This window comes from Streptomyces aquilus, assembly GCF_003955715.1.
Taxonomy (GTDB): Bacteria; Actinomycetota; Actinomycetes; order Streptomycetales; family Streptomycetaceae; genus Streptomyces; species Streptomyces aquilus.
Map to the genome: position 1 here is coordinate 6,541,885 of NZ_CP034463.1, position 23,056 is coordinate 6,564,940.

20 protein-coding genes are annotated in these 23,056 nt (G+C 69.6%); 14 read left to right on the forward strand and 6 right to left on the reverse strand.

Annotated elements, in window-relative coordinates:
* Positions 1-145: 145 nt before the first annotated feature.
* A complete protein-coding gene (locus tag EJC51_RS30235) occupies positions 146-1,609 on the forward strand; it encodes a glycosyltransferase family 29 protein (RefSeq protein WP_126273963.1) in 1,464 nt (487 codons plus the stop codon).
* The gene (locus EJC51_RS30240; protein ID WP_126273964.1) at positions 1,606-3,924 is read left to right on the forward strand and encodes a glycosyltransferase; all 2,319 of its coding nucleotides are present in this window, start codon (positions 1,606-1,608) and stop codon (positions 3,922-3,924) included. Before EJC51_RS30235 ends, EJC51_RS30240 begins: the two co-directional genes overlap by 4 nt.
* Before the next feature lie 64 nt (positions 3,925-3,988).
* Here EJC51_RS30240 and EJC51_RS30245 read toward each other — a convergent pair whose 3' ends face one another.
* From EJC51_RS30245 to EJC51_RS30260, 4 genes are all read right to left on the reverse strand, one after another.
* Positions 3,989-4,297 (reverse strand): DUF6193 family natural product biosynthesis protein, encoded by a 309-nt coding sequence (locus tag EJC51_RS30245; RefSeq protein ID WP_126273965.1) that lies wholly within the window; start codon positions 4,295-4,297, stop codon positions 3,989-3,991.
* A 7-nt stretch (positions 4,298-4,304) separates the two neighbouring features.
* A complete protein-coding gene (locus tag EJC51_RS30250) occupies positions 4,305-5,276 on the reverse strand; it encodes a hypothetical protein (protein WP_126273966.1) in 972 nt (323 codons plus the stop codon).
* A gap of 138 nt (positions 5,277-5,414) precedes the next feature.
* Entirely contained in the window at positions 5,415-6,743 is a 1,329-nt protein-coding gene (locus EJC51_RS30255; RefSeq protein ID WP_126273967.1) for an alpha-2,8-polysialyltransferase family protein, read from the reverse strand.
* A 1-nt stretch (position 6,744) separates the two neighbouring features.
* On the reverse strand, positions 6,745-7,731 hold the full coding sequence (locus EJC51_RS30260) for a glycosyltransferase family 2 protein (RefSeq protein ID WP_126273968.1): 987 nt from the start codon (positions 7,729-7,731) through the stop codon (positions 6,745-6,747).
* 198 nt (positions 7,732-7,929) lie between these two features.
* On the opposite strand from EJC51_RS30260, the gene EJC51_RS30265 reads away from it, so the two are divergent.
* The 4 genes from EJC51_RS30265 to EJC51_RS30280 all read left to right on the forward strand — a co-directional run bounded on the left by EJC51_RS30265 (position 7,930) and on the right by EJC51_RS30280 (position 12,741).
* Positions 7,930-9,297, forward strand: a complete 1,368-nt coding sequence (locus EJC51_RS30265; RefSeq protein WP_126273969.1) for a DUF6716 putative glycosyltransferase — start codon at positions 7,930-7,932, stop codon at positions 9,295-9,297.
* A 131-nt stretch (positions 9,298-9,428) separates the two neighbouring features.
* A complete protein-coding gene (locus EJC51_RS30270) occupies positions 9,429-10,646 on the forward strand; it encodes an N-acylneuraminate cytidylyltransferase (RefSeq protein WP_126273970.1) in 1,218 nt (405 codons plus the stop codon).
* Between the two features lie 15 nt (positions 10,647-10,661).
* Complete coding sequence (locus EJC51_RS30275) at positions 10,662-11,603, forward strand: N-acetylneuraminate synthase family protein (protein WP_097268165.1); 942 nt, start codon at positions 10,662-10,664, stop codon at positions 11,601-11,603.
* A 46-nt stretch (positions 11,604-11,649) separates the two neighbouring features.
* Positions 11,650-12,741: a hypothetical protein gene (locus EJC51_RS30280; protein ID WP_126273971.1), complete on the forward strand. Its 1,092-nt coding sequence runs from the start codon at positions 11,650-11,652 to the stop codon at positions 12,739-12,741.
* A gap of 16 nt (positions 12,742-12,757) precedes the next feature.
* On the opposite strand, the gene EJC51_RS30285 is transcribed toward EJC51_RS30280, so the two are convergent.
* The gene (locus EJC51_RS30285; protein WP_126273972.1) at positions 12,758-13,417 is read right to left on the reverse strand and encodes a class I SAM-dependent methyltransferase; all 660 of its coding nucleotides are present in this window, start codon (positions 13,415-13,417) and stop codon (positions 12,758-12,760) included.
* A gap of 90 nt (positions 13,418-13,507) precedes the next feature.
* Here EJC51_RS30285 and EJC51_RS30290 point away from each other — a divergent pair, with 90 nt between their 5' ends.
* Positions 13,508-13,828 (forward strand): hypothetical protein, encoded by a 321-nt coding sequence (locus EJC51_RS30290; protein ID WP_126273973.1) that lies wholly within the window; start codon positions 13,508-13,510, stop codon positions 13,826-13,828.
* Here the strand turns inward: EJC51_RS30290 and EJC51_RS30295 are convergent.
* On the reverse strand, positions 13,797-14,111 hold the full coding sequence (locus tag EJC51_RS30295; RefSeq protein ID WP_126273974.1) for a hypothetical protein: 315 nt from the start codon (positions 14,109-14,111) through the stop codon (positions 13,797-13,799). The genes EJC51_RS30290 and EJC51_RS30295 overlap by 32 nt on opposite strands.
* A gap of 443 nt (positions 14,112-14,554) precedes the next feature.
* Between EJC51_RS30295 and EJC51_RS30300 the strand changes: the two genes are divergently transcribed.
* The 7 genes from EJC51_RS30300 (at position 14,555) to EJC51_RS30330 (ending at position 23,042) form a co-directional block, all read left to right on the forward strand.
* Complete coding sequence (locus EJC51_RS30300) at positions 14,555-15,775, forward strand: amidohydrolase (RefSeq protein ID WP_126273975.1); 1,221 nt, start codon at positions 14,555-14,557, stop codon at positions 15,773-15,775.
* 259 nt (positions 15,776-16,034) lie between these two features.
* Positions 16,035-17,117 (forward strand): BMP family lipoprotein, encoded by a 1,083-nt coding sequence (locus EJC51_RS30305; RefSeq protein WP_399578676.1) that lies wholly within the window; start codon positions 16,035-16,037, stop codon positions 17,115-17,117.
* Positions 17,118-17,338: 221 nt separating this feature from the next.
* Positions 17,339-18,385, forward strand: coding sequence for a BMP family lipoprotein (locus EJC51_RS30310; protein ID WP_126273976.1), 1,047 nt, complete (start codon positions 17,339-17,341; stop codon positions 18,383-18,385).
* A 247-nt stretch (positions 18,386-18,632) separates the two neighbouring features.
* Complete coding sequence (locus EJC51_RS30315) at positions 18,633-20,276, forward strand: ABC transporter ATP-binding protein (RefSeq protein WP_126273977.1); 1,644 nt, start codon at positions 18,633-18,635, stop codon at positions 20,274-20,276.
* Entirely contained in the window at positions 20,273-21,394 is a 1,122-nt protein-coding gene (locus EJC51_RS30320) for an ABC transporter permease (protein ID WP_126273978.1), read from the forward strand. Before EJC51_RS30315 ends, EJC51_RS30320 begins: the two co-directional genes overlap by 4 nt.
* The gene (locus EJC51_RS30325; RefSeq protein ID WP_126273979.1) at positions 21,394-22,656 is read left to right on the forward strand and encodes an ABC transporter permease; all 1,263 of its coding nucleotides are present in this window, start codon (positions 21,394-21,396) and stop codon (positions 22,654-22,656) included. The genes EJC51_RS30320 and EJC51_RS30325 overlap by 1 nt, the downstream gene beginning before the upstream one ends.
* On the forward strand, positions 22,653-23,042 hold the full coding sequence (locus EJC51_RS30330) for a cytidine deaminase (protein ID WP_126273980.1): 390 nt from the start codon (positions 22,653-22,655) through the stop codon (positions 23,040-23,042). Before EJC51_RS30325 ends, EJC51_RS30330 begins: the two co-directional genes overlap by 4 nt.
* Positions 23,043-23,056: the final 14 nt, after the last annotated feature.

Sequence of the window (23,056 nt, forward strand, 5' to 3'; positions counted from 1 at the left end):
GGCGAGCCAACGATTGGCCGCCCGGTCCCGGTGAGTTCACCTGGATGTCGTTTTGACTTCCTAAATTCCCTCGGAATCCCCCCACGCAAGCGGTAAAGCACAAGAACTCGTCTCAGCTTTGGTAAGAAGACAAAACGGGAGTGCCATGACGACGGTCCAGAAGAGACGTGCACGTGCGCGTGGAGGGGAGCTGGACGACTGCCTGCGCGCCTGCGCGGTACACAGCGGAAAGGTCGTCGGCAGCGTCGACCGGCGCCGCGTCGAACTCGCCGAGCAGCTGCGCAAGCTGCTCGTGGTGTGGGGCACGACCGCCACGTCCGCCGCCGCGCCCGCCCCGGCGGGCGGCGCCACCGCCCTGCTCAAGCGGGCCGTGAAGGGTGCCGCCGCCCCCTCGGGCGGCATTCCCAACGAACTGCTCGACGCCCTGCTCGCCGTCGCCAACAAGGCCCTGGAGTGCGGCTACGACGACGAGTTGAACCTCGCCCTCGTCATCTCCGACACCGTCCTCGCCCAGCGCAAGAACTCCCGCGCCGGCTGGCGGCTGCGCGCCCGGCTGCTGGAGACGCTCGGCGAGGAGGCGGAGGCCGTCGAGGCGTACGACAAGTACCTCGCCCTCACCGACGACGACGGCTTCGGCGTCCGCGCCCGGATCGCCGGGCTGCGGGTCGCCGCCGAGAAGGAGCGCGAACTGCTCGCGCTGCTGCGGCGGCAGAACCCGCGCGCCGAGGAATTCACCCGGCGGGCCGCCACCGACGTGTGGGCCGAGGGCCTCGCCGCCCAGGCCGTAGGAGACTGGACCGAGGCCGAGCCGCGCCTCGTGGGAGCGCTCCTCACCCTGGCCGCCGAGGACGCCCCGGTCGCCGACCGGCAGGAACTCCTCAGCCAGTACCTCGACCTGCGCATGACGCGGGAGACGAACCTCCCCGCCCTCACCGAGGCCCTCGCCCTCTACGCCGAGCAGCGCCGCAACCGCATGCGCGGCCCCGTCGCCGACCCCACCATCGGCGGCGTGCAGTGGATCAGCCTCGGCGAGTTCCGCAACCGCATCGCCGGCAAGTCGATCTGCCTGATCGCCAACTCCGGGCGCGTCGGCGCCAGTTCGATGGGCGCCGAGATCGACGCGTACGACATCGTCGTCCGCTTCAACTCGTACAAGATCGACCCGAAGCACACCGGCAGCCGCACCGACATCCACGCCACCATCCACAAGCACGGCTTCAACTGGGACCAGCGGGTCGACACCCGGCTGGTGTTCGGCGGGATCTCCGGCGACTGGAAGTACTCGCTGCGCAACCGGCTGGTCCCCGGCGCCCAGACCTTCCTCGGCGACGAGTCGCTGCGCTGGCCGGTACGCAACATCGGCAAGCTCGGCACCGACGTCTGGTCCGGCATCCCGACCACCGGCTTCAACATGCTCTACCTGCTGGACTTCCTGGACGTCAGCCCCACCCTCGACCTGATCGGCTTCGACTTCTACGAGAGCGGCGCCTACCGCGTCCCGGAGGCCATGAAGCTCGCGATCACGTCCGTGCACGAATACACCAGCGAGAAGGCATGGGTCATGCAGCGGGCCCAGAGCGTGACCGACATGAGGATCTCCCTGCGATGACCACGAACACCCTGACCGCGGCGCCCGTCACCGACGCGGCGGCCCTCACCGGCAAGCGCCGCATCGCCTTCGCGTCGTACGTCGACGAGAACTACCTGCCCGGCTTCCTGACCCTCCTCAGGAGCCTCGCGCTGTCCAACCCGAGCGTGTGCGAGGACTTCGTCGTCCTCTACGACGACCTGCGCCCCGGCTCGATAGCCAGGATCCGCGCCCTGCACCCGCGGATCGTCCTCAAGCGCGTCAACGACACGCACTACGACGCGTACAAGAAGGGCGACCAGGACAACTACCTCGTCCGCAAGGCCTACTTCATCCTCGACGTGTTCCGCATCCGGGAGTACGACACCGTCATCACCCTCGACACCGACATGGTGGTACTGGGCGATCTGCGCGAACTCCTGGAGCTGCGCGAGGGGTTGGCGGCCGTCCCGCAGTTCTTCTACGGGCAGCACAAGCTCAACTCGGGGCTCCTGGTCATCCAGCGCGAGTACCTGAGCGACGCGTTCTGCGCCAAGCTCGACAAGTGCGGCCGCTCCGGTGACTACGAGCTCGACAAGCACGACCAGGGCATCCTCAACGCCGTCCTCGACGGCGACTTCGTGCGCCTCGACCCGCGCTTCAACTTCGTCAAGCGGCGGCTCTCCGGCGACCTGCCCGTCCCGGACGACACCGCGATCCTGCACTTCACCGGCCGCCACAAGCCGTGGCAGGGCGGCGAGGCCGGGTACAGCCAGGCCGAGGACAAGTGGCGCGAGTACGAGCTGTCCGACGCCGCGTTCCAGGCGGCCTACCTGGAGTCCGGCGGCGGCCTCCACCACGACCTGGTCGTCCACTTCGGCATCCCGCACGTCCAGCGCACCGGCGACGTCGAGGTGGCCCGCAAGGTCGCCGCCGCGCACATCGCGAACGGCGACTACCAGGACGCGGTCGACATCCTGAGCGGGGTCCGCATCCCGCTGGACGAGGCCTGGCCGCACGAGGTGCTCGGGCACGCCCTGATGAGCGTCTCCCGCTACGAGGAGGCCAAGGCCCAGCTGCTGCTGGCCACCGCCGCCCCGAACCGGGCCGCCACCGCCTACGCCCGGCTCGCACAGATGGCGTGGGTGCAGGGCGACCACACCGAGGCGCTGCGGTACGCCACCGCCGGTATCACCGTCGACCCGACGCACCGGCCGAGCCGGCTGTGGGCCCAGCGGGCCGCCGCCGTGCCCTCGCAGGAGCGGGGCAGTGCCGAGGACCAACTGGCCCACGTGGCCTTCTACATGGACCGGCAGGGCAACGCGGGCGACAAGCTCCTCCCGGAGACCGTCCGCCTCGCCTTCGGCCCCGACACCACGTCCCGCCGCTGGCACTCCGTCCACGCCCACCGCCTCTTCGACGAGGCGGCGCTGGAGCGCGTCAACGCCCGCCGGGGCCTGGTCATCGGCGGGGGCGGCCTGTTCATCCCGGACACCATGCCGAACGGCAACAGTGCCTGGCAGTGGAACGTCCCGGATGCCCTGCTCAACCGCATCGACGTCCCGATCGCGGTCTTCGCCGTCGGCTTCAACGCCTTCGACGGCCAGTCCTACCGGGCCAACCGCTTCCGCGAGTCACTGCTCCACCTCGTCGAGCGCTCCGCCTTCTTCGGCCTGCGCAACCACGGTTCCATCGAGAAGGTCCGGGCCATGCTGCCCGCGCACCTGCACGACAAGGTCCGCTTCCAGCCCTGCCCCACCACGGTCATGCGCCAGCTGGTGGCGGGCTGGCAGGACCCGGCCGAGCGGGACGACACGATCCTGATCAACGCCGCCTACGACCGCGCGGGCCTGCGCTTCGGCCACGACTACGCCTACTTCCTCGCCCAAATGGCCCAGGCCGTACGGGACTTGGGGAAGTTCGGCGAGGTGAAGTGCGTGGCGCACTCGCTCGACGACGAGAAGATCGCCTTCGACCTGCGCCGCGAGCACGGCATCTCGATGCCCGTCATCCCGATGTACGACTTCGAGAACGACGAGATCCGCGACCTGTACGCCCGCACCAAGCTGGTCATCGGCATGCGCGGCCACGCCGGCATGATCCCGTTCGGTGTCGGCACGCCGATCATCAGCCTGATCTCGCACCCGAAGATGGCGTACTTCCTGCGGGACATCGAGCGCCCGGAGTGGGGCGTCTCGGTCCACGACCGCCACCTCGCCGCGAGGCTCGTGGAACGGGCGAAGGACCTCCTCGCCGACCACGCCAAGACGGTCGCCGACGTCCACGGCCGCCAGCAGGAGCTGTGGAAGGTCACCGAGGCGAACGCGGCCGACCTGCGGGTGATCCTGGGCTCGTGACCCGGGGGAGCTGAGAGACCGCGGGCCCCCACGGCACAGGGGGCCCGCACCTCGCCCGGGCGGCTCAGTCCTCCGGGAGGGTTTCCAGCACCAGGTCGACGGCCTCCCGCGCCGTCGTCACCCGGCCCACCGCGTCCTGCCGGGTCGGGCCCATCACGAAGTACGTGCCGCCGTACTCGGACAGCACGAAGCGGGCGTCCCAGGTCCACGGGTACTCGGGCGTGCGGCTGAAGTGCAGCTCGCCCATCCCGATCCAGGGAAACCGGCGCCGCAGTCGGGGCTCCGCCCAGGCCAGGTCCAGCAACTCCGCCCGTACGCGCCCGTCGGCCCGTGCCCTGCGCCAGCCCTCCGCCACCGCCGCATTCGTGTCCACGGGGCCATCATCGGCGGCCGACGGTCCTGCGCACCAGCTTGTCCAGGAACGACGGCTCCTTGGCGTAGGCCTTCTTCAGCTGCTCGAAGTGATCCGCCCGGGTGCGGCTCAGATACTCGTCCGACTGGAGCGGCTTGGCTATGGACCAGGCCCGCCGGTGCTGGCCGTCGTAGTGGGCGACGTACGCCTTCGACAGCTCCAGGACGGACTTGAAGGGGATGCCGCCGGTGTGGTCGCGGTCGATCCTGTCCTGGACGGCGGAGATGAGCGCGAGCTTCTCGTCGACCGTGTAGTCGTCCTCGGTGATCCGCTTGAGGACGTCCGCCGGGACCGGCTTCGTCACCTCGAAGGCGAGCGTGGAGCGGATCGGCGGCCCGGCGATCTCGATGTACGGCAGCAGCGCGCCGGTGCTGTGGTGCAGCCACGGCAGCCGGGGACCGGCGAAGTCCTGGTGCAGGACGACCGTGCCGACCTGCATCCGGCTCAGGAACCGCTCCGAGACGCAGCGGAAGACCCGGGCCGTCTTGGCGATGTCGATGTGCAGGAACTCCACCGGGGTGGTGTCCTCCGGGTCCGAGGTCTGCCACAGGTCACCGGCGTGGATCTCGATGAAGGGCAGGAACGGGCCGAGGCGGCGCTCGAAGTCGGCCAGGAAGGAGTTGTCGTCGTCCGGCTTGTGACCGGAGTCGAAGAACTTCTCCGAGGCGAACGTGCCCTTGCCGACGCGGAAGAAGTCGTACGCGTGCAGCCGGCTCTTCCGCGTGTCGAACACGGGGCTCTCGCTCAGCCCCAGCGCGAGGGCGTACGTCGAGCCGCCGCCCCCGGAACCGAGTTCGACGATCTGCCCCTGGCCCGTGAGGTGGTGGCGCCCCAGCAGGTACAGGAATTCCAGCTCCCAGGTGCTGCACTGGGTGTACGGGAGGTTCTCCGGCAGCTCGACGCTGTCGAAGAGGGAGTAGAGCCGGCCGAGCTTCGTCATGAGGGCCTCACGGGATTCGGAGAGCGGTGCCCGTGATCCTAGGGACCTCGAACACCGCTTCACCATTGAATCAACGGAGTAACTCGATCATTGGGCTGTATTTCCATGCCCTTTCCGGGGAGTTCATGTCCGATTCGCTCAGCGCTTCACGGCCTTCTTCAGCGCCCGGGCCTGACGGACGACCCGGCGGGCCGTCGAGTTGTGCGGCAGGAACGCCAGCCGCTCCGGGATACCGCCGGGCAGGCCCAGCGAGGTGAGGCGCTTCTTCCTGAAGTAGCGCTGGGTGCGCGGGCGCAGCCGCTTGGCGAGGTACTTCTCCGCCGTCGCGCGCCGCGCGGGGTAGATGCGGTCCTGCTGGGTGAATCCGACCGCGGCGATCAGCTCGGTCAACTCCTCGGCGGGCAAGGGCTCCTCGCCCTTGCGCTGCTCCAGGTCCGGCAGCACCGCGTCGGCCAGCACCACCGGGACGCGGTTGCTGTTCTGGTACGGGGTCAGCCGGTCCAGCAGCGTCTCGGTGCCGATGCGGGCGACCGGGAGGTCGTAGAACTCGGCGGCCGTGAACAGGGCCGTGGAGAAGCAGCCGACGACCAGTCCGGGGCGGGCCTTCTCGAAGAGCACCTCGGCGAGGACGGGAGTGTCGAGGACGGTGAGGTCGACGCCCAGCTTCTCCGCCTCCGTCTCCAGGGCCCGGCTGAAGCGGGCCGGTGCGGTGGGGTGCGGTTTGAACACGACGGACCGGTGCCCGCGGTCGACCGCGCCGCGCAGCATCCGCACGTGCAGGTTCTCCTCCTGGTCCGCGGAGAGGATGTTCAGCGCGGACAGGTACTGGCCCAGCAGCAGCGCCGAGTTGTCGGGCAGTACCGGCAAGTCCTCGACGGTGTCGGCGAGTTCGCGGAGGACCTTCAGGAAGGCGCCCGTCGGGACGATCTGGGCGGGCACGTCGAACTCGGTGAGCAGCAGGGGCGTGAGGCCCGGCACCAGGTCCAGGTGGAGCAGGCGGCGGACGCGCGTGCCGACCAGCGGGTCGAGCTTGTTGCGGGTCGGGCCGTAGCTCATCAGGCCGTCCGCGTAGACGTGCACGGGGGCGCCGGTGAACAGCTGGGCCACGGTCAGTGCCGGGGTGACCTGGATGGACTCCAGGACCAGCTCCACCCGGTCGTCCCCGAGCCCCCACAGCAGCCGCAGATAACGCTCGAAGAGCGGGATGTCGTCGGCGCGCGGCGTCCAGGCACCGGGGTGGAAGGGGCGGATGGCCTCGTTCCAGGACAGCACCGCGTCGAAGTGGGCGCGCAGCGGCTCGAAGCCGGGCATCCGGTCGAGCGGGAGCGTGGTCTCGGGGGTCGCCGAGTTGTTGAACACCAGCAGCACCCGGCGCTCGGCCTCGTCGAAGAGGTCGGAGTCGACGGCGGCGGCCAGCGTGGCCGCCCCGTACAGCGTGGAGGCGCAGAAGATCTGGGTCGTGGGCATCTCAGGCAGCCGCCTTCGCTGTGCTGATCCTGCGCCGCAGCCGCCGCAGCTTGGCGGAGCGGCGCAGGTCCATCGTGTCGAGTACCTCGCCGAGCATGTCCTGCGGCATCCGCTTGATCGCCGCCGCACTGCGCGTGCGCAGCTCCTTGGCGACGGCCGGCTCCCACTTGGCCTCGTCGGAGAGATGGTGGGCGATGATCGCGCAGTAGGTGCGCACGGCCTTGGGGAGCAGCTTGTCCGCGTCCCGGTCGGCGGCCGTCTCCTCGATGACCTGGTCGAAGGCCCGGATGAAGTCCAGCTGGCGGGCGTCGCCGATCTGCGTGAGCGAGGACGCCACCCCGCGCCGGTAGAACACGCCCAGCAGGCTCACCACGGCGAACGACTCGGCCTCGCGGTGCAGCTTCCAGATCCAGGGCCGGTCCTCGGCGGTCCGCAGCCCGTCCGTGAAGTGCAGCAGCCCCTTGTCGAGGAGCCGGCGGTGATACACCCCCGCCCACGCGTACGCGTAGTCCACGGACGTCGTCCGGTCGGCGGGCAGGATCGCGTCGCGCGGGTTGAGCACCGCACCGCGCAGCCCGACCGGGGCGCGGTGCACGGACCGCGCGCGGGCGGTCGCCTGCACATGGTCGGTCCGTACGAAGTCGCAGCCCATCCCCTCGATGGCGGCCACCAGCTCGGCGAAGTAGCCCGGCGCGAGCCAGTCGTCGCCGTCCAGGAAGGTCAGGTACTCGCCGGTCGCCGCGTCGAGGCCGGTGTTGCGGGCGGTGGCGAGACCCCCGTTCGTCTCATGGCGGATATATCTCACCCGCGCGACATCCGAAAGCGACTCGGCCGCCCGTTCGAGAATGGCGGGCGTTTCATCCTTCGATTTGTCGTCGACGAGGATGAACTCGAAGTCGCTCCGGGCGTTGAGCCGCAGACTTCTGAGGGTTTCCGGGGCGTATTGCTGCACGTTGTAGAACGGCACGATCACGGAGAGCTTTGGCACCCGAGAAACGCTAGAAGGCCGTCCGGCAGGGCAACTTGACGCCGATGGTACGGAGGGTGAACTCGATGTGTCGGAATGGTGCATCCCATGTACTTCCGGGGCTTTGACGGGCCAGTTCGGTTCTCGGTGGGCTGTTGTTAACTTTTCGTTGATTCGCGGTTGGGCCACACCTAGGAATTGCTTCCTAGCGTCTTCGACGTGCCAGCAAGTACGCCAGCAACTTCAACGACGCCGCTGCGAATCGCGGTCCTCGCGGACTCCGACACCCGCTGGAAATGGGGTGCGCTGACCGCCCATCGCATCGCACCGCGTGACGACGCGCAAGAGGCCCTCAGTCTGAGCGGCTTCCTGCTGCGCGGCCGCGCCACCCCCACCCCGCGCCAGCTCGCGGAGGTCGGGGTCGAGGCCGAGTCGCTGCGCGAGGTGACGTCGGTGGAGTTCCTGCGGGCGATGGCCGAGGAGTCGTACGACATCGTCGTGCTCGCCCTCGTGGGCGGGGGCGTGCAGGCGATGCTGCACGGTCTGAAGCGGGTGTGGGAGGGGCGGGCGGATCGCCCCGTCGTCGTCACCGGCTATGTCGGCGTCGTCTACGAGAAGCTCGCGGACGGACTGCTGCTGCGGCACGGCGCGGATCTGGTGCTGGCCAACTCCCGTCAGGACGCGGAGCGTTTCCGGTCCGTGTACGAGGGGGTCGGCGCCGACGCCTCGGCGGTGACCGAAGTGGCGCTGCCGTTCCTGGGCGGTGCGGCCTACGAGGGCGCTGCATCGTCCCGGGGGACAACCCCCGGACCCCCGGCCGAACGCCGCCCGTACACCGTGGTGTTCGCCGTCCAGCCGTCCGTGCCGGACAGCCGCAAGGACCGTACGTATCTGCTCAACCGGCTGATCAAGCATGCCCGGTTGCACCCCGAGCGCGAGGTGCTGCTGAAGCTGCGCTCCAAGCCGGGGGAGCACACCACGCACATCGAGGAGCAGCCGTACCAGAAGCTCGTCCAGCGGCTGGCTCCGCCGCCCAACTTCCGTCTCGTGTACGGGAACATGGGCGAGGTCCTGGACCGCACGGACCTGCTGGTGACCATCAGCTCGACGGCGGCTCTCGAATCCCTGCACCGGCGCATCCCGACGGTCGTCCTGACCGACCTGGGCGTGCGCGAGGTCCTCGGCAACCACCACTTCGTCGGCTCGGGGTGCCTCGCCTCCTGGGACCAGCTCGACGACGGGCACCGGCCGTCGCCGGACCCGGAGTGGGTGGCGCGGCAGGGGGTCGTGGCGGACGGTTCGTACGCCACCGCCTTCGACGCGGCGCGGGAGCGGATCGCGAAGCTGCTGGCCGGCGCGCTGCCGCCGCTGACGCCGTACTACACGCCGGCGACCGCGCCCGGCTATCTGCCCGGGATTCTGGCCCGTCATCACCTCGGCCCCGACGGCAGTCCGCTGCCGGGGGCTCCCGCCGCGGACAAGGAGCCCGGCGCCGTCCGGCAGATCGTGCGGCGGGCTGCGCGGGGCGCGTATCGGCACGGGGTGCAGCGGGTGGCTCCCGTCATCCGGCGGATGGGGGAGCTGTGAGCACCTACGAGAGTGCCGGGGCCGGCCGTGTTGCGGGTGCGGCGCCGTCGGGGCTTGTCGCGCGGTTCCCCGCGCCCCTTGAAGGCGGCTCCGCCGCCCCCTTCCAGAACCCTGCGCTAGGAGTGCAAGCCATGTCCAACCCGTCGGTACGCCGCGTTCTTGCGGTCATCCCCGCGCGCGGCGGCTCCAAGGGCGTGCCCGCGAAGAACCTCGCCCCCGTCGGTGGCGTGCCGCTCGTGGCGCGGGCCGTGCGGGAGTGCCGGGCGACCCGGCTCGTGACCGACGTCGTCGTCTCCACCGACGACCAGGCCATCGCCACCGCGGCCCGTGAGGCCGGCGCCGAGGTCGTGCTGCGGCCCGCCGCCATCGCCGGGGACACGGCGACCTCCGAGGCGGCCGTGCTGCACGCCATGGACACCCACGAGGCGCTGCACGGCGCGGCCGTCGACGTGGTGATGCTCGTGCAGTGCACCAGCCCCTTCATCGTCCGTGAGGACGTCGAAGCGGTCGCCGCGGCGGTCGTCGAGGGCGGGGCCGACACCGCGGTGACCGTCGCGCCCTTCCACGGCTTCATCTGGCGCGACGAGGTCGACTCCACGCAGGAGACCGGGGGTTACGGCGTCAATCACGACAAGGCCTACCGCCCGCGCCGCCAGGAGCGCCCCCAGGACCTGCTGGAGACCGGCGCCGCCTACGCGATGGACGCGGCCGGCTTCCGCAAGCACCAGCACCGCTTCTTCGGTCGCACCGAGCTCGTACGGACCGACCCCGCACGGGTGCTGGAGATCGACGACCCGCACGACCTCGCCCGGGCACGGGCCCTCGCGCCCCTGTTCGACGCCGACCGCCCCGGCGCGCTGCCGTCCTTCGCGGACGTCGACGCGGTCGTACTGGACTTCGACGGCACCCAGACAGACGACCGGGTGCTGATCGACGCCGATGGAAAGGAGTTCGTCTCCGTGCACCGCGGCGACGGACTCGGCATCGCGGCCCTGCGCAAGTCGGGCCTGAAGATGCTGATCCTCTCCACGGAGCAGAACCCGGTCGTCGCCGCCCGCGCACGGAAACTCAAGATCCCCGTGCTGCACGGCATCGACCGGAAGGACCTCGCCCTCAAGCAGTGGTGCGAGGAGCAGGGCATCGCGCCCGAGCGCGTGCTCTACGTCGGCAACGACGTCAACGACCTCCCGTGCTTCGCCCTCGTGGGCTGGCCCGTGGCGGTCGCGAGCGCCCACGACGTGGTACGCGGCGCCGCCCGTGCGGTCACCACCGTCCCCGGTGGCGACGGCGCGATCCGAGAGATCGCCAGCTGGATCCTCGGCCCCTCTCTCGACTCCCTCGACAAGTAAGGAACGTCTGTAGCCATGTCTGCCAACTCCCGTCTCCGCACCTTCGGTACCGAGCGCATCGCCGGACCCGGCCAGCCCGTCTACATCTGCGGCGAGATCGGCATCAACCACAACGGTGAGCTGGAGAACGCCTTCAAGCTCATCGACGTGGCCGCCGAGGCCGGCTGTGACGCCGTGAAGTTCCAGAAGCGGACCCCCGAGATCTGCACCCCGCGCGACCAGTGGGACATCGAGCGCGACACCCCCTGGGGCCGGATGACCTACATCGACTACCGCCACCGCGTGGAGTTCGGCGAGGACGAGTACCGCCAGATCGACGAGTACTGCAAGGAGAAGGGCATCGCCTGGTTCGCCTCCCCGTGGGACACCGAGGCCGTCGCCTTCCTGGAGAAGTTCGACGTCCCCGCCCACAAGGTGGCCTCCGCCTCCCTGACGGACGACGAGCTGCTCCGCGCCCTGCGCGCCACGGGCCGCACCATCATCCTCTCCACCGGCATGTCGACCCCGAAGCAGATCCGCCACGCGGTCGAGGTCCTCGGCTCGGACAACATCCTGCTCTGCCACGCCACGTCGACCTACCCGGCGAAGGCCGAGGAGCTCAACCTGCGGGTGATCAACACCCTCCAGGCCGAGTACCCGAACGTCCCGATCGGCTACTCCGGCCACGAGACGGGCCTCCAGACCACCCTCGCCGCGGTCGCCCTGGGCGCCACCTTCGTCGAGCGTCACATCACCCTCGACCGCGCGATGTGGGGTTCCGACCAGGCCGCCTCCGTCGAGCCGCAGGGCCTCACGCGCCTCGTCCGCGACATCCGCACCATCGAGGCCTCCCTCGGCGACGGCGTCAAGAAGGTCTACGACTCCGAGCTCGGCCCGATGAAGAAGCTGCGCCGCGTCACCGGTGTCGTGGCCGAGGCGGAGATCGCCGCGGCGGCGGGCGAGCCGGTCGGCGTCTGAAACCGAGTCTGGTCCATTGAGTCGCTTAGGGGACGGTAGTACGCCGATGAGCCGCCGCGCCGGATCCGCCGGCACCTCCACTCTCGCGTTCGTCGAGAGCCCGGTACAGCTGCTGAACGTGCTGGAGTGGGCGCACACGCAGGGAGTGTCCGGCACGGCGCCCGGCGCGGCCTCCGGCGGGGGGCTCACCCTCGTCGTCCTGTCCCCGACGGACCCGATGACCCGGGGCCAGCTGCGCCGCATGGCGGAGCTGGCCCGCGAAGAGGGGCACGAGGTCCGCTGGGAGGAGGCCCGGGGCGGTCCCGCGGCCCCCTTCCAGACGATCGGCGGCCTCGCGGGCATGCTCCGCAAGGCCGGCCGGGTCGTGCTCGGCGACCCGTTCTCGCGCTACGTACAACTGCTGCTGACGATCACCCGGGCCGGCGAGCTGGTGGTGGTCGACGACGGCACGGCCACGATGGAGTTCGTGGCCCAACTGGCCCGCGGCGAACGCCTGGTGCGCTGGCACCGCAAGGGCGGCCGCCCGGGCCCCCGCGACCTGGTCTTCGCCCCGGTGTCGTCGGTGGCCCGCAAACGCCTGACGCCGTCCGGCGACCGCCGGGTCGAGATCTTCTCCTCGATGCCGATGGGGGAGAAGCCGGAGGGCGTGACGGTGGTCGCCAACACCTTCGCCTGGACCCGCTCCCGCTTCGGCCCGCCCCGCATCACCAAGGGCGCCGACATGGTCGGTACGTCGCTGGTGGAGACCGGGGTGGTGGACGGTGACGCGTATCTGGAGGCGGTGAAGCTGCTGTCCAAGACGCACGGCACCACCCGCTACTTCGCCCACCGCCGCGAGAGCGCGGAGAAACTGCACCGGCTGGCGGTGGAGACAGGGCTTGAGGTGGTCCGCCCCGACCTCCCCCTGGAGCTGATCGCCCGCAGGGGCCCGATCGGCCGTACGATCCTCAGCTTCCCGTCCACGGTGGTCCACACCCTGCCGCTCGCCCTCGCCGGCACGGAGGTCAAGGTCGCGGTCTGCGACATCGACCCGGCGTGGCTGACGGAGAACGCGTCACCGCGGGCGCAGGGGTTCCTGTCCGGGGTGACGGGAACGGCGAGGGACGTGACGAGACTGTCGGCGGTGGCGGCGGTGTGACGCCCGCGTCCGCGGGTCACCCGTCCTTGCGGGCGAGGACGTAGGCCTTCCGGTACTTCTCCTGCCCCTGCGGCTCGCGCACGGTACGGCTGTGCAGCTGCATCCCGGCGGCGGTGAGCAGCTCGACGACGTCCTCCGGCCTGCGCCAGTAGTAGTCGAGCGAGATGGCATGCCCGAACCGCTCGTCGAGATGCAGGTGATCGCTCTCCTCGTCGTACTGGAAGGCGAGCAGCAGATAGCCGCCGGGCGCGAGGACGCGCCGGAACTCCTGGAACACGCCGGGGAGTTGATCGTCCGGCACATGAATGGTCGAGTACAGCGCGGCGATCCCACCGAGTGTGCCGTCCGGCAGGTCGAGGGCGGTCATGGACCCGAGATGAAACCGGAGTTCGGGATAGGTCTGCCGGGCTTTCGCCACCATCCGCGACGAGACATCGACCCCGAACACGGGCACCCCGAGCGCATGCAACCGCGCGGTGACGACCCCCGGCCCACTCCCCACATCGGCGACCGGCTCCCGCCCCCGCTCCTTCACCAACTCCGCGAACCCGCTGATCAGGGCCCGGTCGAAGGTATGGACCCCGGCCCAGTCCGCGCACTGCTCGGCGTAGTCGTCGGCGATCGTGTCGTAGGCGGCACTGGTGGCCCGTATGAAAGCGGGGATCTCGGCGGTCATGGGGGCACCCTAGCGAGGGGCCACGACAGCGGGGTGAAGATGATGGGGCCTGTTCGGGAAGGATGATGCGGTGGGGGAGAGACGGCGCGGATGGATGACTTCAGCGAGCTGCGCTCCCGCGGTCAGGGACATCTGGAAGTGGACCTGCCGGGTGGCACGTACCCCTACCTGACCTTGAGCTTTCGCGCCGAGCACGCGGTCGTTCACCTGTTCACCGACGAGGAGACCGTGTCCCTGCTGGTCGGGGACGGCACCGTGGCGTGGGACGAGACGGTCGAGGTTCCGGTCATGGAGGAACTGGCGATCTTCACGGGGTACTTCGTCATGGGCGTCGACCGCGCGTGGGACGTCGTGCACAGCTTCCTCCGGACGGGGTCGTTCACCGGGCTGGGGGAGTGGGTGGAGCTGTGACCGAGGTCGGTCGCTCCTCGTCCGCCGTCCAGGTGAACCCCGCCAGCCCGCCCGGGCCGCTCTCCTCTTCCGGCACCGACCGGTCCCGCCTCCGTCGCACCAGCCACACCACCGCCCCCAGCGCCCACCCCGCCGCGATCATCAGGACCAGCGTCGCCAGGCCCAGGCCCACCGTGCCGTAGAAGCCGACCCTCGCCAGCAGGCCCGGGACCTTCTCCTCGCCGCAGCCGCACGCCTGCCAGCCGTCTGCCAAGGGGGTCGTCGGGGCCGTCGTGATCGTCATGCCGGGAATCTGCCCCGCCCTCTCACCTCCGTCACCCCGCGTGGCGGAATCGTCGCGCGGCGGTGATGATTCCGGGACCGGAACAAGCGTCTCAGTGGAGGCAGGGTGGATTCCCGGCGTGGCGCGGTCCCGACAGGTGAACAAGGCCGACGGGACGGCGGCGCGACGTGGTATCCCAGGAGGAGTGGGTGAGTGACGGATGGGGCCGGAGGCCTTCGATCAAGGCAGTCGCAGGTCAGCCGGCGCTCAGCCGAGGGTCACTCTCCGTGGATCGACGTGAAGCACAAGATCCATCCGGCCGGAAAGCCGGGCGAGTTTACCCATCCAAGCCGATACGTATGCGCCCAGCGGCCAGATTTTCTTCCCCTAACGGGTTGAACTTTTGTTGATCGAGGGTCAGTTGGCCACTCGGGCGTCCTACCCTTCAGAGGGTGAAGCAATTGATGTCCCAAGAGCCTGAGGCCGAGCCAGTCGGGGAAGCCGTGCTTCCCGGCACGCTGCCCGAGAATCTGCGTGCCGAACTCGTCGCGTTCCGACGCGACTTGCACATGCACCCCGAACTCGGCAACCAGGAGTTCCGCACGACCGCGGCCATCAAGGCGCGGCTCGAGAAGGCCGGGCTGCACCCCCGCGTCCTCCCCGTAGGCACCGGGCTCATCTGTGACATCGGTGAGTGGGACGGCGGCAAGCCGATGCTCGCGCTCCGTGCCGACATCGACGCCCTGCCCATTCCGGACACGAAGAGTGAGTGCGCGTACCGCTCCACCGTGCCCGACCGGGCGCACGCGTGCGGACACGACGTGCACACGACCGTGGTGCTCGGCGCCGGACTCGTCCTCGCCGACCTGCACCGGCAGGGCCGGCTGCCCCGCCCCGTGCGGCTGCTCTTCCAGCCCGCCGAGGAGGTCCTCCCCGGCGGCGCCGCCGACGCCATCGAGTGCGGCGTGCTGGACGGGGTCGGGAAGATCATCGCCGTGCACTGCGACCCGAGGGTCGACGCCGGGCGGATCGGCCTGCGCACCGGCGCCATCACCTCCGCCTGCGACCGGCTGGAGGTCTCCCTGGACGGCCCCGGCGGCCACACCGCCCGGCCGCACCTCACCACCGACCTCGTCACCGCCGCCGCCCGCGTCGTCGTCGACGTGCCGGCCGTGGTCGCCCGGCGCGTGGACAGCCGCAGCGGACTCGCCCTGACCTGGGGACGCATCGAATCCGGCCACGCGCCCAACGTCATCCCGCAGCACGCCGAGCTGTCCGGAACCGTGCGCTGCCTGGACCTGGACGCCTGGCGTCAGGCGCCCGACATCGTCGTCGCCGCGATCGACGAGATCGCCAATCTGCACCGCGCCAAGTCCGAGATCAACTACGTGCGGGGCGTCCCGCCCGTCGTCAACGACCCCGAGGTCACCGAGCTGCTGCGGGACGCCATGACCGCGCGGCGCGGCGCGCAGTCCGTCGAGGGCACCGAGCAGAGCCTCGGCGGCGAGGACTTCTCCTGGTACCTGGAGCATGTGCCGGGCGCCATGGCCCGCCTCGGCGTCCGCACCCCCGGTGAGCGGACCGTCCGCGACCTCCACCAGGGCGACTTCGACGCCGACGAGTCGGCCATCACCGTGGGCGTGGAGATGTTCACCGCGGCCGCGCTGCTGGACGGCGCCTCCTGAGGCCGTAGCGGAGAGATCGTGTGAAGGGGCACCGGTCCGAGATCACCTTTGGTGCCCCTTCGTCCCCTTGTGTCACCCGCGCGTAACCGGGTTCTCGCGAACGTAACCCGCTGTCGGCACGGTTCGATAACGGCCACGAGAAACCCCGTTCCCCTCCCCTTCTACGCGCGTTACTGTGCGCCGAAATCGCCACCGTTGGCGGCACATTGGGGTTTGCGGGGCCGTTCGACGGTGCCGTGGGGATGAAGGGGTGCTTGCTGTGCGTCGGATATCTCGGAGGACCAGGTTCTCCCAAGCAGTAGTAGCCGTGTCGGTCATCGCCCTCGCGGCCGTCGGGTGCGGTGAGTCCAGCACCAAGGCCGACAGTGACAAGGCGTCCACCTCGGCGGACGGCAAGTACTCGGGCAAGGGCATCGGGCTCGCGTACGACATCGGCGGCAAGGGCGACCAGTCCTTCAACGACGCCGCCTACGCCGGCTTCCAGAAGGCCGAGAAGGAATTCGGCATGGGCGGCAGGGACATCGAGCCGCAGGACGGCGAGTCCGACGCGGACAAGATCCAGCGCCTGGAGCAGCTCGCCAAGGCCGGCTACAACCCCATCATCGGCGTCGGCTACATCTACGCGCCGGCGGTGAAGGAGGTCGCCGCGAAGTACCCGAAGATCACGTTCGGCGTCATCGACGACGAGCAGGTGAAGGCCGCCAACGTCGCCGACATGGTCTTCTCCGAGGAGCAGGCCTCCTACCTCGCGGGTGTCGCCGCCGCCAAGGCCTCCAAGGCCAAGCACGTCGGCTTCATCGGCGGTGTGGACATCCCCCTGATCCACAAGTTCGGCGCGGGCTTCAAGCAGGGCGTCCAGTCCGTCGACCCGAAGATCAAGATCGAGTCGCAGTACCTGACCGAGACCCCGGCCGAGGGCGGCTTCTCCAGCCCCGACAAGGGCAAGGAGGCGGCCAGCGGCCAGATCGAGAAGGGCGCCGACGTCATCTACCACGCCGCCGGTCTCTCCGGTCAGGGCGTGATCTCCGAGGCCGCCGCCAAGAAGGTGTGGGCCATCGGCGTGGACTCCGACCAGTACAACCAGAGCGCGCTGAAGAACTACAAGGACTACATCCTCGGCTCGGCACTGAAGAACGTCGGCGGCGCGGTCTACGACCTCGCCAAGTCCGTCTACGAGGGCAAGCCCCTCACCGGCGTCCAGCGCGGCGACCTGAAGTCCGGCGGCGTCGGCTTCGCCGACTCCAACCCGAAGTACAAGGCCATGACGGACGTCGTCGCGGCCGTCGAGAAGGCCAAGCAGGACATCATCGACGGCAAGGTCACGGTCAAGACCACCGACTAAGCCCCGCAGGGACCCCCGGATACGCCCGCCCGGGCCCCATTGCAGCTCATACGCCCCTTGCCTCCCGCAAGGGGCGTACTGCTGTCCGTAATCTGTGTTGCATCTGCGGCCACAGCTCGATAACGGACCGGACAGAAGGGGTTTTCCGTCTGGTCTACGCGCGTTACGCTGCGGCGGAACCAGCGCCTGGTTTGGGCGCTTGCACAAAGGAGTCTCGTTCCATGCGCCGGGTGTCCCGTATCACGGTTGCAGGCGTTGCAACCGCAGCCCTCGCTCTGACCGCGTCCGCGTGCGGCAGCTCGTCCAGCGAGTCGTCGAACAGCGACAGCAAGAACCTGGGCCTCGCCCTGGCCTACGACGTCGGCGGCAAGGGCGACCAGTCCTTCAACGACGCCGCGACCGCCGGCATGGAGAAGGCCGACAAGGAGTTCGGTTACAAGTCCAACGCCGTCGAGCCGCAGGACGGCGAGTCGGACGCGGACAAGGTGCAGCGCCTGGAGAACCTGGCCAAGCAGGGCTACAACCCGGTCATCGGTGTCGGCTTCGCCTACGCGCCCGCCGTCAAGGAGGTCGCGGCCAAGTACCCGAAGACCACCTTCGGTGTCGTCGACGACGAGCAGATCAAGGCCGACAACGTCGCCGACCTCGTCTTCTCCGAGGAGCAGGCCTCCTACCTGGCCGGCGTCGCCGCCGCCAAGACCACCAAGACCAACGTGGTCGGCTTCATCGGCGGTGTGGACGTGCCGCTGATCCACAAGTTCGAGGCCGGCTTCAAGCAGGGCGTCGCCGACACCAAGAAGGGGGTCACGGTCAAGTCGCAGTACCTGACCGAGACCGCCGCCGAGGGTGGCTTCTCCAGCCCGGACAAGGGTGAGGCCGCCGCCGAGGGCCAGATCGACGACAAGGCGGACGTCGTCTACGCCGCCGCCGGTCTGTCCGGCCAGGGCGTCATCAAGGCCGCCAACGCGCACAAGGTCTGGGCGATCGGCGTCGACTCCGACCAGTACAAGCAGGACGCGCTCAAGGCGTACAAGGACTCGATCCTGACCTCCGCCATGAAGAACGTCGAGGGCGCGGTCTACGACCTGGCCAAGTCGGTCAAGGACGGCAAGCCCGAGACCGGCGTCATCCGCGGCAGCCTCTCCAACGGCGGCGTGAGCCTGTCCAACTCCAACCCGGTGTTCGCGGACAACAAGGACACCCAGGCCGCGATCGAGAAGGCCGTCACGGGCATCAAGGACGGCTCCATCAAGGTGAAGACCTCCTGACCCCACCCGGTCACAGGCCTTGGCCAAATAAGCGCTGTAATGGCAGCGTTACGGCCGCGGAACGGGGTGCGGAGACGATGCTCTTCGCGCCCCGTTCGCGCGGCAGAATGCTCGGAACGGATCGTTGGCCGAAAATGGACGATCAGGTCCGGGCACTATTTAAAGCAGGGGCGCTACGCGCGTAGAGTGGCCCCTTCCACAAGGAGAGTGCGCCATCGACGCGACCAGCAGCCCGCCTCCGCCGCACATCGACCATTCGACGATCGCGGTCGAGCTGGCGGGGATCACCAAGCGGTTCCCGGGTGTCGTCGCCAACCACGACATCCACCTGACGGTACGAAAGGGCACCGTCCATGCCCTCGTCGGCGAGAACGGCGCCGGCAAGTCGACCCTGATGAAGATCCTCTACGGCATGCAGAAGCCGGACGAGGGCACCATCGCGGTCGCCGGCGCACAGGTGACCTTCGGCAGCCCCGCCGACGCCATCGCCCGCGGCATCGGCATGGTCCACCAGCACTTCATGCTCGCCGACAACCTCACCGTCCTGGAGAACGTGGTCCTGGGCAGCGAGAAGCTGTACGGCATCGGCGGCGGCGCCCGTAAGAAGATCAAGGAGATCTCCGACCGCTACGGGCTCAACGTGCGCCCCGACGTCCTCGTCGAGGACCTCGGTGTCGCCGAGCGCCAGCGCGTCGAGATCCTCAAGGTCCTCTACCGCGGCGCCAGCACCCTCATCCTCGACGAGCCCACCGCCGTCCTCGTGCCGCAGGAGGTCGACGCGCTCTTCGACAACCTGCGCGAGCTCAAGTCCGAGGGCCTGTCGGTCATCTTCATCTCCCACAAGCTGGGCGAGGTGCTGTCCGTCGCCGACGACATCACCGTCATCCGGCGCGGTACGACCGTCGGTACGGCCGTCCCCGCCGAGACCACCCCGCGCCAGCTCGCCGAGATGATGGTCGGCAGCGAGCTGCCCACCCCGGAGACCGCCGAGTCGACCGTCACCGACCGGGCCGTCATCGAGGTCGCGGGCCTCACCGTCTACGCCAGCGGCGGCGCCTCCCTGGGCGTCGACGCCGAGCCGTCCGGCGGCGTCGGCCTGGCCGCCGAGGGCGGCGAGGTCAAGAAGGTCCTCGACGACGTCACCTTCACCATCCACGCCGGTGAGGTCATGGGCATCGCCGGTGTCGAGGGCAACGGCCAGACCGAGCTCATCGACGCGCTGATCGGCACCAAGAACGCCGACTCCGGCACCATCGCCTTCCTCGGCGAGGACATCACCCCCTGGCCCACCCGGAAGCGCCGCGAGTCCGGCGTCGGCTACATCCCCGAGGACCGCCACCGCCAGGGCCTGCTCCTGGAGTCCCCCCTCTGGGAGAACCGCATCCTCGGCCATGTCACCGAGGCCCCCAACGCCAAGGGCGTCTGGCTCAACCCCAAGGGCGCCCAGGCCGACACCCGCCGGATCGTCGAGGAGTACGACGTCCGCACCCCCGGCATCGACGTCACCGCCGCCTCCCTGTCCGGCGGCAACCAGCAGAAGCTGATCGTCGGCCGCGAGATGAGCCACAGTCCGAAGTTCCTGATCGCCGCCCACCCCACCCGCGGTGTGGACGTCGGCGCGCAGGCCCAGATCTGGGACCGCATCCGCGACGCCCGCCGCGAGGGCCTGGCGGTGCTGCTGATCTCCGCCGACCTGGACGAGCTCATCGGCCTGTCGGACACCCTGCGGGTGATCTACGACGGCAGGCTGGTCGCCGACGCCAACCCCGCGACGATCACCCCCGAGGAGCTCGGCTCCGCGATGACCGGTGCCGCGTCCGGACACCTTGAGCACGTAGAGAACGGCGCGGAAGCAGCCGCCGAATCCGCCCCGGAGGACGAGGCCCGATGAAGAAGTTCGACAAGGAGCGCCTGCTCCTCGCCGTGGCCGGTCCGGCCCTGGCGCTCGTCGCGGCGATCCTGCTGACCTCGGTCGTGCTGATCGCCTCCGGCAAGAGCCCGATCGAGCCCTACCGGCTGATGATCGAGCAGGCCGGCTACTCCGACGTCCAGGTTCTGATCATCAACCAGGCGTCGATGTACTACATCGCCGCCCTCGCGGTCGCCCTCGGCTTCCGCATGAACCTCTTCAACATCGGCGTCGACGGCCAGTACCGCCTCGGCGCCATGATGACCGCCGTCGTCGGCGCCCACGTCGCTCTGCCGGCCGCCCTCCAGGTGCCCCTGCTGCTCCTGGTCGGCGCGCTCACCGGCGCCATGTGGGCCGGTATCGCGGGCGTCCTGAAGGTGACCCGGGGCGTCAGCGAGGTCGTCGCGACGATCATGCTGAACTCGATTGCCACCAGCCTCATCGGCTACCTCACCCTCACCGACAACTGGGGCGTCCCGCTCGGCGACAACGTCACCACCGGTGTGATGAAGGAGTCCGGCTGGGTCCCCGGCATCGACCTCGGCTCCGACGTCGGCGAGATCTACGGCCTGGTCTTCCTCGCCATCGCCATGGGCATCGGCTACTGGTTCGTCCTCAACCGCACCCGCTTCGGCTTCGACCTGCGCGCCACCGGTGCCTCCGAGACCGCCGCCGCGGCCTCGGGCGTCAACGCCAAGCGCATGGTCCTCACCGCGATGCTGATCTCCGGCGCCGTCGCCGGCATCTCCGGCCTGCCGCTGCTGCTCGGCGACGCCCACACGTACAGCCTCAGCTTCCCGGCCGGTCTCGGCTTCACCGCCATCGGCATCGCCCTGCTGGGCCGCAACAACCCCGGCGGCATCGCACTCGCCGCCCTGCTGTGGGCCTTCCTCGACAAGGCGTCCCCCGCGCTCGACTACGCGACTCCCGAGCCGTACGAGAAGGAGATCGCCACGATCATGCAGGGCCTGATCGTGTTCGCGGTCGTCATCTCCTACGAGGTCGTCCGCACCTGGGGCCTGCGCCGGCAGCAGAAGCGCGTCGGTGAGGAACTCGCCGCGGCCGCCGCCCAGAACACCAAGAAGGAGGTGGCGGTCTGATGAGCACCGCGACCATCGCCAAGGCACCGGCGAAGCAGCCCGGCAAGGGCGGCCGCCGCATGTCGCTGCCCGTCCTCCTCCTGATCATCTCGGGCGTCCTGATCCTGACGTCGATCGTCCGCCTCATCACCGGCGCGGACGGCATCACCTCCACCGGCCAGATGTCCACCGCCCTGCGCGCGGCCGTCCCGATCGGCCTCGCCGGCCTCGGCGGTCTGTGGGCCGAGCGGGCGGGCGTCGTCAACATCGGCCTCGAAGGCATGATGATCCTCGGCACCTGGTTCGGCGCCTGGGCCGGCTACCAGTGGGGCCCGTGGACCGGCGTCGTCGTCGGCATCATCGGCGGCGCGCTCGGCGCCGTCCTGCACGCCATCGCCACGGTCACCTTCAACGTCAACCACATCGTCTCCGGTGTGGCCCTGAACATCCTGGCCCTCGGCACCACCCGCTATCTGTCGAAGTTCACCTTCGAGGACGCCCCGCAGGGCTCCTCCAAGCAGTCCCCGCCGATCGACTCGCTCGGCACCTTCGACGTGCCCGGGCTGTCCAGCTGGCTGGAGACCCTCAACCAGAAGCACTGGTTCCTGATCTCCGACATCGCCGGCCTCGTCGGCGGTCTGATCACCGACCTGTCGCCGCTCACCGTCGTCGCCGTCGCCCTCGTACCCGCCACCTGGTACGTGCTGTGGCGCACCTCGTTCGGTCTGCGGCTGCGCTCCTGCGGCGAGAACCCGATCGCGGCCGAGTCCCTCGGCGTCAACGTCTACAAGTACAAGTACATCGCCGTGATCATCTCCGGCGGCTTCGCCGGCCTCGGCGGTGCCTTCCTGTCGATCGTGTCGTCCAACGTGTACCTCGACGGCCAGACGGCCGGCCGCGGCTACATCGGTCTCGCCGCGATGATCTTCGGCAACTGGATGCCGGGCGGACTCGCCCTCGGCGCGGGCCTGTTCGGCTACACCGACAGCCTCAAGCTGCGCGGCGGCACCACCAACGTCCACGCGCTGATCCTGCTGCTCGCGATCCTGCTGGTGTTCGGCGTCGCGTACCTCGTCTGGAAGAAGAAGTACGTCCCCGCCGCCATCACCGCCGCGATCTCGGCCCTGATGTTCGTCTGGTACGCCACCACGGACGACGTCCCGAACCAGGTCGTGACCGCCAGCCCGTACGTCATCACCCTCCTCGTCCTGTCGCTGTCCGCGCAGCGCCTGAGGATGCCGAAGGCGGACGGCCTGCCGTACCGGAAGGGCCAGGGCAAGTGACCGCCGATTGGGAGGCCCTCAGGGAGCTGGCGCGCGAGGCGATGAGCCACGCGTACGCCCCCTACTCGGGCTATCCGGTCGGCGTCGCGGCCCTCGTCGACGACGGCCGCACGGTCTCCGGCTGCAACGTCGAGAACGCCAGCTACGGCCTCGGCCTGTGCGCCGAGTGCGGGCTGGTCTCGGAGTTGCAGCGCACCGGAGGCGGCCGCCTGACGCACTTCACCTGCGTCGACGGCCGGGGCGAGATCCTCGTCCCCTGCGGCCGCTGCCGGCAGCTGCTGTACGAGTTCGGCGGCCCCGACCTGCTGCTGGAGACACCGGCGGGCATCCTCCCGCTGTCGGAGATGCTGCCGCAGGCCTTCGGGCCGGGGCATCTCACCAAGTAACTCCCGTGCGGCCC

Excerpts from the sequence above, each read along its gene's own strand:
- EJC51_RS30320 (WP_126273978.1), top strand. The coding sequence starts at position 20,273 with ATGAAGAAGTTCGACAAGGAGCGCCTGCTCCTCGCCGTGGCCGGTCCG.
- EJC51_RS30325 (WP_126273979.1), top strand. The coding sequence starts at position 21,394 with ATGAGCACCGCGACCATCGCCAAGGCACCGGCGAAGCAGCCCGGCAAG.
- EJC51_RS30300 (WP_126273975.1), top strand. The coding sequence starts at position 14,555 with ATGTCCCAAGAGCCTGAGGCCGAGCCAGTCGGGGAAGCCGTGCTTCCC.
- EJC51_RS30235 (WP_126273963.1), top strand. The coding sequence starts at position 146 with ATGACGACGGTCCAGAAGAGACGTGCACGTGCGCGTGGAGGGGAGCTG.
- EJC51_RS30280 (WP_126273971.1), top strand. The coding sequence starts at position 11,650 with ATGAGCCGCCGCGCCGGATCCGCCGGCACCTCCACTCTCGCGTTCGTC.
- EJC51_RS30270 (WP_126273970.1), top strand. The coding sequence starts at position 9,429 with ATGTCCAACCCGTCGGTACGCCGCGTTCTTGCGGTCATCCCCGCGCGC.
- EJC51_RS30285 (WP_126273972.1), bottom strand. The coding sequence starts at position 13,417 with ATGACCGCCGAGATCCCCGCTTTCATACGGGCCACCAGTGCCGCCTAC.
- EJC51_RS30255 (WP_126273967.1), bottom strand. The coding sequence starts at position 6,743 with ATGCCCACGACCCAGATCTTCTGCGCCTCCACGCTGTACGGGGCGGCC.
- EJC51_RS30275 (WP_097268165.1), top strand. The coding sequence starts at position 10,662 with ATGTCTGCCAACTCCCGTCTCCGCACCTTCGGTACCGAGCGCATCGCC.
- EJC51_RS30290 (WP_126273973.1), top strand. The coding sequence starts at position 13,508 with ATGGATGACTTCAGCGAGCTGCGCTCCCGCGGTCAGGGACATCTGGAA.
- EJC51_RS30250 (WP_126273966.1), bottom strand. The coding sequence starts at position 5,276 with ATGACGAAGCTCGGCCGGCTCTACTCCCTCTTCGACAGCGTCGAGCTG.
- EJC51_RS30310 (WP_126273976.1), top strand. The coding sequence starts at position 17,339 with ATGCGCCGGGTGTCCCGTATCACGGTTGCAGGCGTTGCAACCGCAGCC.
- EJC51_RS30240 (WP_126273964.1), top strand. The coding sequence starts at position 1,606 with ATGACCACGAACACCCTGACCGCGGCGCCCGTCACCGACGCGGCGGCC.
- EJC51_RS30295 (WP_126273974.1), bottom strand. The coding sequence starts at position 14,111 with ATGACGATCACGACGGCCCCGACGACCCCCTTGGCAGACGGCTGGCAG.